This is a genomic window from Mucilaginibacter sp. 5C4 (assembly GCF_034345625.1).
In the GTDB taxonomy this organism is placed as follows: Bacteria; Bacteroidota; Bacteroidia; order Sphingobacteriales; family Sphingobacteriaceae; genus Mucilaginibacter; species Mucilaginibacter aurantiaciroseus.
Genome location: NZ_CP133775.1, coordinates 442,507 through 457,908, shown reverse-complemented (window position 1 = coordinate 457,908; position 15,402 = coordinate 442,507). Strand labels below are relative to the sequence as shown.

The 15,402-nt window shown below is 43.1% G+C and carries 17 protein-coding genes; 9 read left to right on the top strand and 8 right to left on the bottom strand.

Annotation, left to right across the window (positions count from 1 at the left end):
- Positions 1-26 precede the first annotated feature (26 nt).
- The 7 genes from RHM67_RS02065 to RHM67_RS02035 all read right to left on the bottom strand — a co-directional run bounded on the left by RHM67_RS02065 (position 27) and on the right by RHM67_RS02035 (position 8,030).
- Entirely contained in the window at positions 27-494 is a 468-nt protein-coding gene (locus RHM67_RS02065) for a hypothetical protein (RefSeq protein ID WP_322230169.1), read from the bottom strand.
- Positions 481-948: a Panacea domain-containing protein gene (locus RHM67_RS02060; RefSeq protein WP_322230166.1), complete on the bottom strand. Its 468-nt coding sequence runs from the start codon at positions 946-948 to the stop codon at positions 481-483. The genes RHM67_RS02065 and RHM67_RS02060 overlap by 14 nt, the downstream gene beginning before the upstream one ends.
- A 330-nt stretch (positions 949-1,278) precedes the next feature.
- Entirely contained in the window at positions 1,279-1,902 is a 624-nt protein-coding gene (locus RHM67_RS02055) for a thiamine phosphate synthase (RefSeq protein ID WP_322230164.1), read from the bottom strand.
- A 144-nt stretch (positions 1,903-2,046) separates the two neighbouring features.
- A complete protein-coding gene (gene pafA / locus RHM67_RS02050; RefSeq protein ID WP_322230162.1) occupies positions 2,047-3,705 on the bottom strand; it encodes an alkaline phosphatase PafA in 1,659 nt (552 codons plus the stop codon).
- Positions 3,706-3,859: 154 nt separating this feature from the next.
- Positions 3,860-4,957: an acyl-CoA dehydrogenase gene (locus tag RHM67_RS02045; RefSeq protein WP_322230161.1), complete on the bottom strand. Its 1,098-nt coding sequence runs from the start codon at positions 4,955-4,957 to the stop codon at positions 3,860-3,862.
- Positions 4,947-5,561 carry a nicotinamide riboside transporter PnuC gene (gene pnuC, locus RHM67_RS02040; RefSeq protein WP_322230158.1) on the bottom strand — a complete coding sequence of 205 codons (615 nt, stop codon included), beginning with the start codon at positions 5,559-5,561 and terminating at the stop codon, positions 4,947-4,949. Before pnuC ends, RHM67_RS02045 begins: the two co-directional genes overlap by 11 nt.
- A gap of 3 nt (positions 5,562-5,564) precedes the next feature.
- Positions 5,565-8,030 carry a TonB-dependent receptor gene (locus tag RHM67_RS02035; RefSeq protein WP_322230156.1) on the bottom strand — a complete coding sequence of 822 codons (2,466 nt, stop codon included), beginning with the start codon at positions 8,028-8,030 and terminating at the stop codon, positions 5,565-5,567.
- Between the two features lie 423 nt (positions 8,031-8,453).
- On the opposite strand from RHM67_RS02035, the gene aspS reads away from it, so the two are divergent.
- The 7 genes from aspS (at position 8,454) to RHM67_RS02000 (ending at position 13,665) form a co-directional block, all read left to right on the top strand.
- Positions 8,454-10,208: an aspartate--tRNA ligase gene (gene aspS, locus RHM67_RS02030; RefSeq protein ID WP_322230154.1), complete on the top strand. Its 1,755-nt coding sequence runs from the start codon at positions 8,454-8,456 to the stop codon at positions 10,206-10,208.
- A gap of 20 nt (positions 10,209-10,228) precedes the next feature.
- Positions 10,229-10,696 carry an FKBP-type peptidyl-prolyl cis-trans isomerase gene (locus RHM67_RS02025; protein ID WP_322230151.1) on the top strand — a complete coding sequence of 156 codons (468 nt, stop codon included), beginning with the start codon at positions 10,229-10,231 and terminating at the stop codon, positions 10,694-10,696.
- A gap of 111 nt (positions 10,697-10,807) precedes the next feature.
- Complete coding sequence (locus RHM67_RS02020; protein WP_322230148.1) at positions 10,808-10,951, top strand: FKBP-type peptidyl-prolyl cis-trans isomerase; 144 nt, start codon at positions 10,808-10,810, stop codon at positions 10,949-10,951.
- A 79-nt stretch (positions 10,952-11,030) separates the two neighbouring features.
- Positions 11,031-12,338 carry an amidohydrolase gene (locus RHM67_RS02015; protein ID WP_322230145.1) on the top strand — a complete coding sequence of 436 codons (1,308 nt, stop codon included), beginning with the start codon at positions 11,031-11,033 and terminating at the stop codon, positions 12,336-12,338.
- Between the two features lie 120 nt (positions 12,339-12,458).
- Complete coding sequence (locus RHM67_RS02010; protein WP_322230142.1) at positions 12,459-12,773, top strand: protein tyrosine phosphatase; 315 nt, start codon at positions 12,459-12,461, stop codon at positions 12,771-12,773.
- 212 nt (positions 12,774-12,985) lie between these two features.
- Entirely contained in the window at positions 12,986-13,189 is a 204-nt protein-coding gene (locus tag RHM67_RS02005) for a hypothetical protein (protein WP_252758800.1), read from the top strand.
- Complete coding sequence (locus tag RHM67_RS02000) at positions 13,186-13,665, top strand: nucleotidyltransferase (RefSeq protein ID WP_252758799.1); 480 nt, start codon at positions 13,186-13,188, stop codon at positions 13,663-13,665. Before RHM67_RS02005 ends, RHM67_RS02000 begins: the two co-directional genes overlap by 4 nt.
- A gap of 80 nt (positions 13,666-13,745) precedes the next feature.
- On the opposite strand, the gene RHM67_RS01995 is transcribed toward RHM67_RS02000, so the two are convergent.
- Positions 13,746-14,627 (bottom strand): class I SAM-dependent methyltransferase, encoded by an 882-nt coding sequence (locus RHM67_RS01995; RefSeq protein WP_322230138.1) that lies wholly within the window; start codon positions 14,625-14,627, stop codon positions 13,746-13,748.
- Between the two features lie 383 nt (positions 14,628-15,010).
- Here RHM67_RS01995 and RHM67_RS01990 point away from each other — a divergent pair, with 383 nt between their 5' ends.
- Together RHM67_RS01990 and RHM67_RS01985 are read left to right on the top strand one after the other, a co-directional pair.
- A complete protein-coding gene (locus RHM67_RS01990; protein WP_322230137.1) occupies positions 15,011-15,151 on the top strand; it encodes a hypothetical protein in 141 nt (46 codons plus the stop codon).
- A complete protein-coding gene (locus RHM67_RS01985; RefSeq protein ID WP_322230135.1) occupies positions 15,151-15,324 on the top strand; it encodes a hypothetical protein in 174 nt (57 codons plus the stop codon). The genes RHM67_RS01990 and RHM67_RS01985 overlap by 1 nt, the downstream gene beginning before the upstream one ends.
- Positions 15,325-15,402: the final 78 nt, after the last annotated feature.

The window sequence follows — 15,402 nt, the reverse complement described above, 5'->3', positions numbered from 1 at the left end:
CGTATTATACTACAAGAAGGCAGGTTTTAAGGGCAAATTTTATGATTTCTATCTAAAAAACACAAATACAATATTGCTCCATCACGAAATCCATGAACCCTAATTTTTTGGCTTACTCTAAGTTCAAATAAATCAACATCTTGACTTAATTTTTTAACAAAATCATTATGGGGATATTGAGATTTTTTAATTGGGGTAATTGCCAAACCAGATTTGTCTGTTTTTCCAGATTGGGCATAAACTTGAGTCCAGGTACTTTGGTGTATACGGTCGTTAAAATCCCAAAACAAACCCATTTCATCTTTTTGCCATTCGCTAAAACATTCAAAATCTTTTTGCACAAATCTAATGGATAAAAAAATGTTGGCGATGTTACCCTCTTTTTTCCAGCCTTGCATAACCGCTGCATTCTTATCAATAAAGTTTGTTGTGGCGCTATTATGAGATGCAGATGTAAGAATTAGGCTTCTTCTTTGATTATTATTTTGCGCCACTTAATTTGGAATAATACTCCTTCATTGATTTTAAGGTAATCTCATTATTGCAAGCTAAATAAGAGGGAACACCTATTCTTGCATTTAGCCAAGGATCTTCATTATGGGTTAAATCTTCTAAATATTTACCGCTATGTTCGCCATATATTGAATTAACATCACTTAATATAGCAAACGATTCATCGTCAAAATTAACATCGCTTAATTCCAGTGAATATGTGTCAATAGCAGAGTACATCGGAAATTCCTTAAAACGTTCATATACGGATTTCACGACAGGCCCGTGTGTCCACGCTTCTATTCTTTCATCAAATAAAACTCTGTCAAAAATGGTGAAATTCCAAGCTTGCGAATAATACACCAGTTTTTGGAGCTTCACGGGCGAAATTGTCTCTCCGGCAGCTATCGCTTGAGAAATAAAAAAATCAGATATAGAGTTTGCGGAGTAAGTCATAATATTTGCACAATCTAAACGCTTTATTCGCAATTAACCACATCAAGAGACTAAACAGTGAGATACAACTGCACGTTTAATATTGATTAGTTAGTAGCAAAGTAATAAAACGCCTAAATTTACACTTCTCCGCAGATTGAAATTGTGTACTGATATATCCAAAACGATTTATTGCTTTATAAAAACGTAACAAATATAGAACTAATTTGATTTATGCGAATATTAAATAAATTAATTAAAAGAATTAGATGATGTTTTATTCAAAAAAGTTCGGCTATTCAGTGTAAACTGGTATATAGTTACCGATACTTCGCGTCTTAACAAAGTGACTTAATAGATCTTCCTGTAAATCTCCTTAACCATAGCACCCGGATCAGGCGATAGGTTTACTGCCGATGAAACCGCGATGCCGTACACACCGGTTTGCATCAGTAAGTCAATATCTTTCAGTTGCACACCGCCCACAGCAATTACGGGGATGTCAATAGGGTGTTGTGCTAACTGGCGGTAGCCTTCGTAACCTAATAAAGGTTTATCATTAGCTTTAGTAGTGGTGTGTGCGAACGGGCCGTAACCGCAATAATCTACCACGCCGCTGTTTTGGATCCTTAATAATCCCTCCATATTTGTGGCCGATGCGCCTAACGTTTTTTCATCAGTTATCGCTTCGCGGATTGCAGCGAAATCTGCATTTAGGTCTTCGATGTGTACGCCTTGCGCATCTACCTTATCAAGCAGGTGGTAATGGTTAGCAAGGATCAGCGTTGCGCCCCAGTCATCGCAAATGGAGGCTATCTGGTGCAGTTCGGCAATCATCTCCTCATCGCCTTTACTCATGCACCGGTACTGCAGCCAGTTCGCCCCTGCCTCGCAGGCCGTTTGGGCTTGCTCAATGTGCGTACGGTTGGGCAGGTCCTGCGTAAGGTAATGGAATTTGGAGATGTATTTTTTCATGATTTTAGTCCGTAAGTCGGAAAGTCCGTAAGTCCGCAAGTAAAAACCACCGGGCTAACCGGCGGTAATAGTTTATAAATGTAACACAACATTTCCGTCATTCTGACTTTCGGTCTTTCCTACTTCCGGTCTTTCTGACTAAACCTACTTCAGCACTTCGCCAATAGCAGTACCAACATTGCCATTTGGTGCCTGGATGTGTAATAGCTGGGCAATGGTCGCGGCAATATCCGTCATGTGGGTTTCGCGGGTTAGGCTGCCATGTTTGATACCCCAGCCCATAAATACCAATGGGATGTGCGCGTCGTACGGGTTCCAGGTGCCGTGGGTGGTGCCTGTTTGGCCGTGGCCACTGTACCATCCCGGTTTCAGGATGATCTGGATAGTACCACTATGCTCGGCACTGTACCCGTTCTGGATGCGAGCGCGAAGGTCTTCGGGGATGGTTGCCAATTGAACGCGCTGCATATCAACCGCGTAAGCAATCTCGGGCTCCTGCTGTAAAAACTGGATGGTTTCAAATATTAAAGCGTCGCTGCTCAGGTTTTCTTTTTTAATGGCGGTATTGTTAAAGTTAACCTGATAATTGCCAAGGTTTATAACCAGGTTTTTTACCTTGTATTTCTCCTCCAGCATTTTGTTTAATCGCGTAAGCACGCTGCCCTCGTTCCAAACACCTGCAGGGATGTTGTGGTCAATTAAATAGTTTGGGTTATGCGCCGCGCCATGGTCGGCACTTAAAAACACACTGTAGTTACCCTTACCCAGTTTTCCATCCAAATAAGTAAAGAACGCTGCAAGGTCTTTATCCAAACGCAGGTAGGTGTCTTCCACCTCAACCGAGTTAGGGCCAAACTGGTGACCAATGTAATCTGTCGACGAAAGGCTCACGGCCAGGAAATCGGTCACCGAACCTGCGCCAAGTTTTTCGTTTTCGATAGCGGCCTTCGCCAGGTCCAGGGTCATGCTGTTGCCATAAGGGGTAGAGCGGATCATGCCGGCTTTGCCTTTATACAATTCGGATGTTTTAATCGGGAAGGTAGGGGTTTCGGCACCGCTAAATTTACCCTCGTACCGCGGGCTGTTATCCGGCGCGCTTTGCACGTAAGTATTTATCGGGTAAAGGGTATTCCAGTCCTTTTTCAGGTAAGCCTCGGCCGGTTTGGTGGCGTTATACGCTTTAACCCAGGCAGGCAACTCGGTCATGTAATAAGTGCTACTGATCCAAGCACCATTGGCATCATCAAACCAGTAAGCCGCGTTTGCCGCATGGCCGCCGGGCAAAATTCCGCCGCGGTCTTTTAGCGCTATGCCTATAACTTTCGACCGGAAATTTGTAGCTAATCTTAATTCATCTGTAACGGTGCTTGCCAGCATATTGCGTGGCGACATTTTACCGGCTATGGAGTTACTGCCTACTGCCACTACCGTGCTATCATCCGTGCAATACATCGTTTTACCGGTAGCTTGAACCACAAAATCATTCCCTGCAATACCATGTATAGCGGGTACCGACCCTGTGTAAATACAGGTGTGGCCAGCGGCAGTAACAGTTGGAATATATGGAATAAGTGTGTTCTCGCAAGTAAAGCCCTCGTTCAGCATCCGTTTAAAACCACCTGTTTGGTAGCGGTCGTAATAGCGGTACAGGTAATCCCAGCGCATTTGGTCTACCACCAAACCTACCATTAACTTAGGGCGAGGAAGTGTAGTTGAAGCTGGAACGGTTGTTTTTTTGTTTTGTGCGGATAAGCTAAATACAGCGATAGCAAACGTTAACGTAAGCAGTACTTTTATCTTCATGAGGGTAGATGTTAAAACGCAAATATCACAAATGCAATTTACAAACAATGTGATATTTGCGTTACCATATAATTAAAAGTAAGTAGCCCCACCTAAATCATTGAACTTTGTGCTTTTTTAGCCCTTCTCCAAAGGAGAAGGGTTGGGATGAGGCCTAATCTAAAAACGTAAGCAAACTGTGCTGGCTGGCCGTATGCAGATCGCGCCAAACGCGGTTAATTTCGGTATCGGGCGATGCTGCCAGTAAGCCGCAATAAGGGAAAAGTTCGTCAACGCTTTCACGGGCTATTTTCGCTAATACCCGGCTGGTATTACTTACCTCTTTTAACAACGCCTCGTCCTGCGGATTGTTCCACGATGTTTCTACGGCATCAAAAAAGGTTGCCCTTGCTTGATTAAGCAATTCAGTGGCCAATTGTAAAGCTTCATCCATCACCAAAATATTGGCGGCGTCTACCCGGCGGATGTTGGTCGCTTTAAAGTCGAAAGCGGGCTTGCAAAGGTCGATAAAATGTACCGCCAAACCAGATAGGTTTGCGGCAAGGGTAGCCTCGGCCAGTTGCAGAAATGGATAGGTATAAAGTAGTGAATAGATCACCGCGGCATTAGCGTCTATTTTAAAGCAACGGCTTTTATCCACGTATAAATCGCTAACCGAGTAGGCATCGCTGCCGGTAGCTATCATCCCTATGTATTTCCAGCCGGACAGTAGCTGCACATCTTTTCTGTCTAATACAAACGGCAAGATCAATTGGTTGCCGTCCGTATCTAAAATGGGCTTATCGCCATCTATGATATTGCAGTTAACCGTAATATAGGTGGCATGGTGCACCCCGCTAGCGTATTTCCAACTACCGGTAATTATGTAACCCTCTCCGCTAATTGTGGCTGTACCCGTAGGTGCGCCACTACCTGCAAGGCACGCTTGCTTGTCGCTATAAATCTGCTGCGCGATGTTTGGATCGATAAAACCGCCAAACCAACCCGCGCCACAGCATAAGGTAACAACCCAACCCAGGCTGCCATCGGCCCAGGCCAAGGCTTCTTCTGTTTTGATGAGTTTGGGTAAAGGGGTTTCCAGTCCGCCGTATTGTTTGGGCGAGAGCAAGTTAAACCATTGTTGCTGGTAAACCAGCTCTAATTGCGCAGGATGTAGCTTGCCAAGTTTTTCGGCCTCAGGCGCGTTCTTGCGGATGGTTTCTACCCACCCGGGCTTTAGTAATGCTGATGGATGCTCTATATTAACCGGCATTTATAGCTTCCTTTCTGATTATTCTTCTCCACTCAATATAACCGAAGATAGCTACGATGAACAATATCAGCGTTAGCACAGCAAACATGGCCAGGTTTTTATGATAAAGCAGCGGGATAGCAAACAGGTTGCTTACGTTCAGCAACACCCAGTTCTCTATTTTTCGCCTTGCTAAAAGCCACATGCCTGCCCAAGCGGTCGATGATACCCATGCATCCCAAACAGGGACTGTAGATGGTGTGAATTTTACGAGGATAAGGTATAAAACGCCCCATCCTACAAATACAATAAGCAAGGTAATTATCCACTCCTGCCGGTTGGCGTAACTTACTTTTACAGGCGGTTCGTTTTTCTTTTTTATCCAGTAGTACCAACCGTAAAAGCTCATGACTACATAGTAACCGTTAAGCAGGCACTCGGCATAAAGCCCGAAGTTGAGCAACAGGTATATGGATATTAAAGTAGCGGCTATACCCGTTGGGTATAGCCACACTTTATTTGCTTTTGCCAGCAGCACTTCGGCCACGCCTAAAATAACGGCTGTCCATTCCAGTAAGGAAGTTGCTTTTACCTGGTTTATAAACAAGTCTGCCCAACTTTGCATAACTTAAAAACTTAAGCTAACAGATGCCAAAAAGTTGCGCGGCGCCTGCGGGAAGTAGTAGTTATAATTAACCAGTACGCCGCTATCCACCTCGGGATAGGTAGCGCCATTGGCCTCGTACTTTTTACTGAATATGTTGTTTACCAGTAAGCCTAAACCAATGTTTTTAATGGCTTTGGTATGGATGTTATAGCTAAGCCTTACATCATTAACAAAGTAGGCTTTCAGCAACCGGTTAACGGCGTATGGGTTATTGGCAACATCCGGCGAGGTACTGATACCTGTTGGGTTAACGTTGCCCGTATTATCTAAAAATTGCCTGCTTACATACTTGCTTACAAAGGCGATGCTGCCATTTGGTATTGGCGAATATGCTATTTCGCTACCTACTATTAATGAAGGAGAATACGCGATATCAGTCTTTTTAAATATTTGCGTTACCGGGGTTAACGGGTTATAGTCGCCATCATAACTGGCCAGGGTGCGGCTTAGGTTTTTGATCTTATTTGTGCTTACAGTGGCATTTGCCGCCCAGCTTAATTGTTGGGTGATCTTCACGCGGCCGTCAACCTCAATACCTGCTCTGTAGCTATCGTCCACATTGATGCGCGTTGCCGAACCTACATCGTTTAGGGCCCCGGTTAATATCAGCTGGTTTTTATATAACATATAAAACAGGTTTACACCCCCTTTAAATACATCGCCGCTGGTACGGTAACCGGCCTCAAAATCTTTAAGGTTCTCCGGCTTGGGCCTGCTGGCCGGGGTAGAGTTGGTGTAATCATCCCGGTTAGGTTCGTGGTTACCCACAGCGAATGATGCGTAAACATTGTTATGCTCGTCTATTTCGTAAGTGATGCCAGCTTTTGGATTAAAGAAATTCAGCTTGGCGTCCTGCTGCACATTATTCAAATTTCTGTCGAAACCTAAGAAGGAATAATCGATCCGGCGGTATTGCAGATCCGCAAACAGGGTTACATCACCCAATTTGTATTCGCCGCGACCAAAAATGTTGAAGTCGGTTTTTTTGGCGTTATCGCGGTAGTACTCATAGTTTGGTGTAATCCCTGCGCTTTGCGCGGTGTAAATGATATTTCCATAGTGCGCACCGGTGTAGCGGTTATATGCACCACCAAGTGTAAAGTTCAGGTTACTTTGTGCCTGGTATTTTAAAGCGTATGTAACGCCGTAAAAATCATTATTTAACCACAGGCGGCGCGCAAGATCTGTATGGGTAATAGGCGTACCGCCAACAACAACCGGTGTTAATTTATATTTGGTTACAGCCTGGTCTGCTTTAAATTCCTCGTAATAACCAAAGCCTTTAGTATAGTGAAGCGCGCCGCTAAAGGCCAGCTTATCGGTTAATTTTCTATCGTATAATAACTGGTAATGGTTCTGCTGGTAGTTATCCACCTGGTCTTTATAAAACGTGCCGTCGGGCATCAGGCCAAGTTCATTATAGGTGCGGCTATCCTTGCGGGTTGGGTCGCCAATAACATAATCGGGCACACCGTTCCAAGCCTGGTAGGTACGCTCAACGCCCGAAAATACATTCAGCCTTAACGTACTCTTCTGGTCGTAATAAGCTCCGCTCAAAAAAAACGAACGCAGGTTTGATGATGCACGGTCGATATACCCGTTAGAACGGATCCTGGATAACCGGCCATCAAAACTAAAATGCCCGTTTAACAAACCGGTGCCCAGGCTTACGGTATTTTTTACCGTACCGTACGAGCCTACGGTGTTGTTAATATCTGCAAAGCCGGTATCCCTGCGGGTATTAGTCTGTATGTTGATGCTACCGCCAAAAGCGCCCGCGCCATTGGTTGATGTACCTACGCCGCGCTGCACCTGTATGTTATTTACAGATGAAGTAAGATCGGGCAGATCCACAAAATACGAGCCCTGGCTTTCGGCATCATTAAGCGGGATACCGTTAACGGTAACGTTGATACGTGTACCATCGCTGCCGCGGATGCGGATGCCGGTATAGCCTATGCCGGTACCACCATCAGAACTTACCACAACCGATGGGGTTTGGGCCAGCATATAAGGCAGATCCTGCCCAAAGTTATTTTTCTGGATGTCCTTTTTGCTGAGGTTGGTAAATGCCGTTGGCGAATTTTTGCCCGCGCGGGTGGCTGTAATGGTTACCTCCTCGGCACTGAAAATAGTATTAGTAAGCGAGAAATTAACAACGAGGTTAGCGGTTAAATTTACCGCTTGGGTGGTAATTTGGTAGCCAATGTAACTGGCTTTAATGGTGTAATTACCAGCGGGCAGATCGCCTATTTGGTAATTGCCTTTAACATCAGTTTGGGTGTTGGTGGCCGGGTTGGTAATAGTTACCGTTGCACCGGGCAAAGCTTCGCCGGCTTGGTTGGTTACTTTTCCGCTGATGGAAAATTGGGCCGATGCCAAGACAGGCAGCAGCAGGGCGATAATCGCCGCAAATAAATTTTTCAAATTGTTAAACAATAAAATTAGTTAAACCATCTGCTCACCAGGGTATCATGGCAGTACACTTAACTTGTTACCTCTCCCTACGCCGGCATTACCCGGATCAGGTGCATGTTCTTTTATTAAAGTTGGAAGCCTATCAAAAATCTAAAGCGTGCACACTTCGCGACTTATTAATTTGACTTTTAACTTTTTAAAAAACAATGGGTTTGATCTCAGCCTGTCTTTCAGTTTGATTGCTCAAAGCAAGGCACCCCTTGAGAATTATGGGGCAAATATATATGTTATTTTGATGTCCGCAAGGCCGTAAGTCGGGAAAGTCCGCAAGAAAAAACATGTGATTGTTGTACTTTAAACACTTTCTGTCTTTCGGACTTTCGGACTTTCGGTCTAAAAACATACTTTTGCAGACTTTTAAAAGAAGGAATTATGCTTAGAACACACACCTGCGGACAATTAAATATCAGCAATTTAGGTGAAACGGTAACCCTTTGCGGCTGGGTTCAAAAATCGCGCGACCTGGGCGGCACCACATTTATTGATGTGCGCGACCGTTATGGTTTAACCCAACTGGTTTTAAATACCGATACCGACGCCGACCTGCGTGAAGCCGGTAAGCAGCTGGGCCGCGAGTTTGTAATTAAAGTTACAGGCACCGTGGTAGAGCGTTCTAACAAAAACACCAAGATCGCAACCGGTGAAATAGAAATTACCGTAACCGAGCTTGAAATATTAAATTCATCTAAGATCCCTCCGTTCTTGATTGAGGATGAAACCGATGGCGGCGAAGAGCTTCGCGCTAAATACCGTTACTTAGATCTACGCCGTAACCCTATCCGCAACAACCTTGTTTTGCGCCACAAAATGGCACAAGAGATCCGTAAGTATTTAGATGGATTGGATTTTATAGAGGTAGAAACCCCGGTGCTAATTAAATCGACACCAGAAGGTGCGCGTGATTTTGTGGTGCCAAGCCGTATGAACCCGGGCGAGTTTTACGCCTTGCCACAATCGCCACAAACCTTTAAACAGCTATTGATGGTAAGCGGATTTGACCGTTACTTCCAGATCGTGAAATGTTTTAGGGACGAGGACCTGCGTGCCGACCGCCAGCCGGAGTTTACCCAGATAGACTGCGAAATGTCGTTCATCACCCAGGAAGATATTCTGAATATATTTGAGGGGTTAACCCGCCACCTGTTCCGCAATATAAAAGGATTGGAGCTTGGCGATTTCCCTCGTATGCAATATGCCGATGCCATGCGTTTATACGGTTCAGATAAACCCGATACCCGTTTCGGGATGGAGTTTGTTGAACTGAACGATGTAGTTAAAGGCAAGGGCTTCAGCATTTTTGACAATGCCGAACTGGTTGTTGGTATTAAAGCTAAAGGTTGCGCTAACTATACCCGTAAACAAATTGACGAATTGACCGAGTGGATGAAACGCCCGCAAATTGGCGCTACCGGTTTGATCTACGCCCGCCATAACGAGGACGGCACCCTTAAATCATCAGTAGATAAATTTTATAACGAAGAAGAACTGGCAAAATGGAGCGCCGCTTTTGAAACAGAAAAAGGCGACCTGATATTAATTTTAGCCGGCGAAACCGATAAAGTACGCAAGCAATTAAACGAGCTGCGTTTAGAGATAGGCAGACGTTTAGGCCTGCGCGATAAAAATAAATTCGCGCCACTTTGGGTGTTAGACTTCCCGCTGTTGGAGTGGGACGAAGAAACCTCGCGTTTCCATGCCATGCACCACCCGTTCACTTCACCTAAGCCGGAAGATATCGCCTTATTGGATACCGACCCTAAAAACGTACGCGCAAACGCCTACGACTTAGTTATAAACGGTACCGAAATTGGCGGTGGTTCTATCCGGATCCACGACCGTGAATTACAGGCTTTGATGTTTAAGCACCTTGGTTTTTCTAAAGAAGAAGCGCAAAAGCAATTTGGCTTTTTAATGGATGCCTTTGAATACGGCGCACCTCCGCACGGGGGTATCGCGTTCGGTTTCGACAGGTTGACATCGATCTTCGCAGGCCTCGATTCTATCCGTGATGTGATCGCATTCCCTAAGAACAATTCGGGCCGCGATGTGATGATCGATTCGCCATCAACCATTGCTGATACACAGTTAAACGAATTAAAAATTAAAACAACTGTATCACCTGCTTAAGTTTACACGTTATCAATAACATGAAAAAAACCATACTCATACTAAGTTTATTTGTTGCCATTTTTGCATCATGCAAAAAGCAAGGAGATACCTTTGATGCTGCTGCACAGGCCGCAAAAGATGAAACCGCCATCCAGGCTTATTTAAAGGCCAACCCAAGTATTACCGCTACAAAAGATGACAGCGGGTTATATTACCAGGTCTTAACCGAAGGCACGGGTACCAGCCCTATTGTTACAAGTAGCGTTACCGTAAATTATACAGGCAAACTTTTAAATGGAAGTGTATTTGCGCAACCGGCCAACCTTACCAGTCAATTATCGAATTTAATAAAGGGATGGCAAGTAGGAATCCCGAAAATAAAAAAAGGCGGTCGCATCCTGTTAATCATTCCATCAGCCTTAGGGTACGGCAACCAATCTCCCGGCACAGCAATACCGGCTAATTCAGTATTGGTGTTTACTATAGATTTGTTAAGCTTTAATTAAAATTATAAAAAACACCCATAGCTGCTACCCGTATAAAAAAATACTTATTTATACTGAGCGTATTGGCATTAGGCTTTGCTTTATGCTTAAAAGAGGTAACACCACCGATTGATGCCGCGGCGCAAGCTAAAATTGATACTTCCATCGGCATTAGCTTACGGGCAATATGCAAATGGCCCTATCCCGCCTAATTCGGTACTGATATTTACCATTACCGTTAAGGCAGTAGACGGTACTGTTGTTACGCCTATTTGATTTTATAAACAGGCATCTACATTATCCTATTTTATATTTTAGGGTTAAAAGTTTATCTTACTGCACTAAACCCGCAGCAATGAAAAAGCTTTTAACCCTTCTTTTTTGTCTTTCCGTTCTACAGGGCTTTGCCCAAAACACCGCCTCAAAAAAAACAATAAGCGTTAAGGCCGACGCGCTGGAAAGCAAAATAATTGCCTGGCGACGCGATTTTCATGAGCACCCGGAACTGGGCAACCGCGAGGTGCGCACATCGGGCATTATTGCCAAACACCTGCAATCGTTAGGTATCGAGGTTAAAACAGGTATTGCCACTACCGGCGTGGTTGGCATCTTAAAAGGAGGCCTGCCCGGCCCTGTTGTTGCGCTACGTGCAGATATGGATGGCTTGCCGGTTACCGAGCGGGTGAACCTGCCCTTCGCTTCAAAAGTAAAAACACAATATAACGGGCAGGAAGTTGGTGTGATGCATGCCTGCGGGCACGATTCGCACATGGCTATCCTGATGGCCGTGGCCGAGGTGCTATCGTCTATGAAAAAAGACCTGCATGGTACGGTGAAATTCATTTTTCAGCCGGCCGAAGAAGGTGCACCCCTTGGTGAAAAAGGCGGTGCCGAAGAAATGGTGAAACAAGGCGTAATGGAAAACCCAAAGGTTGATGTGATATTTGGCCTGCACATCAACTCGCAAACCGAGGTGGGTAAAATAGTTTACCGCCCGGGTGGTACCATGGCAGGCGTAAAAGACCTGCAGATCATTGTAAAAGGGCGCTCGGCGCATGGGGCTTACCCCTGGAGCAGTGTTGACCCAATTGTGGTATCGGCACAAATTATCAGCAGCCTGCAAAGCATTGTAAGCCGCAACATCAACGTTACCGAAAACCCGGCTGTAGTTACCATAGGGTTGATAAATGGCGGCTCGCGCTTTAATATCATCCCCGAGAGTGTTAAAATGCAAGGTACGGTACGCTACTTTACCGATGCCGATGAAAAACTGATCACCGATAACGTAATACGTATTGCCACCAAAACCGCCGAAGCATACGGCGCCAAAGCCGAGGTACAGATCCCCTTTAGTAACCAATATCCCGTTACGTTTAATGATATAGCCTTAACCGCCAAAATGCTGCCTACGCTGGAAGCTACCGCAGGCAAGGAAAACGTATTGCTGCGCCCACCCGTTACCGGTGCCGAAGATTTTAGCTTTTACCAGCAAAAGGTGCCCGGCATATTCTTCTTTTTAGGCGGGATGCCAAAAGGCGGCAACAGCCTAACGGCACCATCGCACCATACGCCCGATTTTTATCTGGATGAAAGCGGCTTTACGCTTGGTGTAAAGGCGCTTTGTAATTTGACACTGGATTATATGGCGGGGAAGGGGAAATAAGAGATGAGTGAAAACAAAATACATCCATCTACCGACGATTCAGTAACAAAAGTATATACTTTACTGTACCGTGAATTTCATACATCTGTTAATGTTACAGATCAGTCTATTTAAAAAACCGTGCCCAACCTTCTCTTCATCTGCAGTAAAAACCAATGGCGCAGCCCCACTGCTGAACTGTTATTTAAAGGTCATCAACTGCATAATGCCCGCAGCGCCGGTACCAGTGATAAAGCGCGCATTAAGCTCAACCAAAAACTGGTTGACTGGGCCGATGTGATTTTTGTGATGGAGTATAAGCATCGCGATATCATCAGGCAACAATTTGATGCCCGCCAAAAGAAAATCATCGTACTTAATATCCCGGACGACTATCAATTTAACGACCCGCAATTAATAGAGATCTTAAAATTGGGATTGGCGGATTGGTTGTAATTGATATGGGGCTAAAATCCGTAATATCATTCAGGAAATACATATATTTACGTTTGATTCTAATTAAAGCTATAGAAGTATTACAACGAACAAAGTAGAAAAACTTAAGAAGCGTTATGCGGAAAAAGAAGTGTTTTATAAGTGTTTATTGAAGGCACAGGAAAACAAATAGTATACTGATAGCTGTATATATTTTACTAAATGGTATTGTGATGAATAAGACAAAAGACAGGATACGAATTTTCGACTCATTTGAAGAAGCTAAAGCAACTGAAATTCAGAATATCATCAAGCAATCACCTATTGATCGTTTAAGACATACTGTTGAACTTATTTTACGTGTATATCAAGTAAGTCGGGAAGACCTAAAGAGTAGAACTGCAACAGGTAAAATTAGAATAATCACCGCTGGATGAACCTGTTTATTGAAAAACATCAAGGCTTACTAAAGGAGCTTTTATTAAAGAAAGTTGATTTTATTGTAATTGGTGGCTATTCTGTAATATTTCATGGCTATGCAAGAAGCACTGGCGATGTGGATTTGTGGCTAAGGCCAGATAATGTAAATAAGTTGAAATTGTTAGATGTTCTAAGACAAATGAACTTTGATGAAGAAGACATACTGCATATTGCTGAACTAGATTTTAAAAAACATATTGTCTTTTCGATGTGGGACGAACCGGAAAAAGTAGATTTCCTGACCAGAATTAGCATGATTGAGTTTGAGCAAGCAGATCAGAGAAAAATTATTGCAGATATTGATGGCGTAAAAATTCCGTTCCTTCACTTAAGCGACCTTGTATTGTCGAAATTTAACACTGGTAGATTAAAGGATAAAGCGGATATAGAAGAATTACAAAAAATACAACAAGAAAAAGGGAGCACTACATAAGCATTAACCATCATAATCATTTTTTTTGTACTTAGTTTAAATTCCTTATAGTTAGATGTTTTATGACAGTCATGAATGTGCTATTTTCGCAAGTGGAGAAATAGATTTACGTTTTCTGGCTCTCGTCCAACAGTAATGTTTAGTTGATCATATCCTGCCTGTCTTGCAAGATGATATATCTGTTCTTCGGTCCGATGGTTTAAATACCAGTCGCCAAAAAATTCCATATATGCCCTGCTTGGGTTGTGATTTTCATTAAAGTTGCCAATAATTATTTCGCCATCATTTTTTAACCATTCTTTGAATTTTTTTAGTAACATTATAAATGCTTTATTATCAAAATAATCAAAAAGTCCCGCAGACCAAATTATATTGAATTTATTTTCAGTATTGAAACGAAAAATACTCTTTTGAATGAATGTGATTTTGTCTAAATAATGTTTATTTAATACTCTAGCATAACTAATTGCTTTCTCATCCATTTCAACGCAAGTCGTTTTTATATCTAGTATTGGATTCTCATTATATAACTCGTAAAGGTCACGTGCTGGTCCACTGGCTATATTCAAAAGAGATTCACCTTCTTTTAAACTGTGCATGACTTTTTCCTTAAAGTAATCTTTTCTATTTCTAACTGCCTGTGCTGCAGAGTTCGAAAGCGAATATCTATCCCATTTTGAAAATTTAGCGGAAGTATCCTGAGTGTAAATTCGATCAATAATATGGAAATCACCAGCATAGCCATAAGGTTTGGTTAAAATGTGCCCCATTATTGATCTTTCATCTTTCAGAAATTCACAATTATTTTTAAGATTTTGCAGTTGGGCATGTGATAATTTGTTTTCACTAATTTGGCGGACCAACTCATTTACGACAATTGTAAATTCCCCAAATTCTTCAACCGTGGGACCCTCTTGAGAAATTATTTTAGTGATCCGTTCTAAAAGGTTAATCGTTTCCATATTTTAATATTTAATTACACTACCGTCCGGAAAAGTTAACGGGAAAGCCTGAGCTCTCTCGTTTTTTTATACTTTAGAATTACCACAATAACCGCACCAAGGCAAACGCATTAAAAATTAAGAAGCTTACTCAAATATTTCATATCCCAGCTTGCGATATTTCTTTTTCTTCTGATACTAATATTTTTGCTTTGCTTGTTGGTGGTTTAGGCGCCTTTATTGGTTGGCACTTATTCAGCAGTAAAAAAATATTGCCCAATGGCGAGCAGGTTTACAGTTATATTGAAAGTGACAGGGCGCAAGGCAGGATCATATTCTATCTTGCTATAATGGTTTTAATAGCAACCGCCGCAATACGTATTTTAGCAGTTAGTTAATACACCGTGCCCAACCTTCTCTTCATCTGCAGTAAAAACCAATGGCGCAGCCCCACTGCCGAACTGTTATTTAAAGGCCATCAACTGCATAATGCACGCAGCGCCGGTACCCGTGATAAAGCGCGCATTAAGCTCACCAAAAATTAATGGATTGGGCAGATGTGGTTTTTGTGATGGAGTATAAGCACCGCGATATCATCAAGCAACAATTTGATGCCCTCCAAAAGAAAATCATCGTACTTAATATCCCGGACGACTATCAATTTAACGACCCGCAATTAATAGAGATCTTAAAATTGGGATTGGCGGATTGGTTGTAATTGGTCACAATCAGGTATCACCCGAGGTCGTTTTAAGTGCGGATATAGGCCGGTTTTATTATTAATTTTTACCCTAAA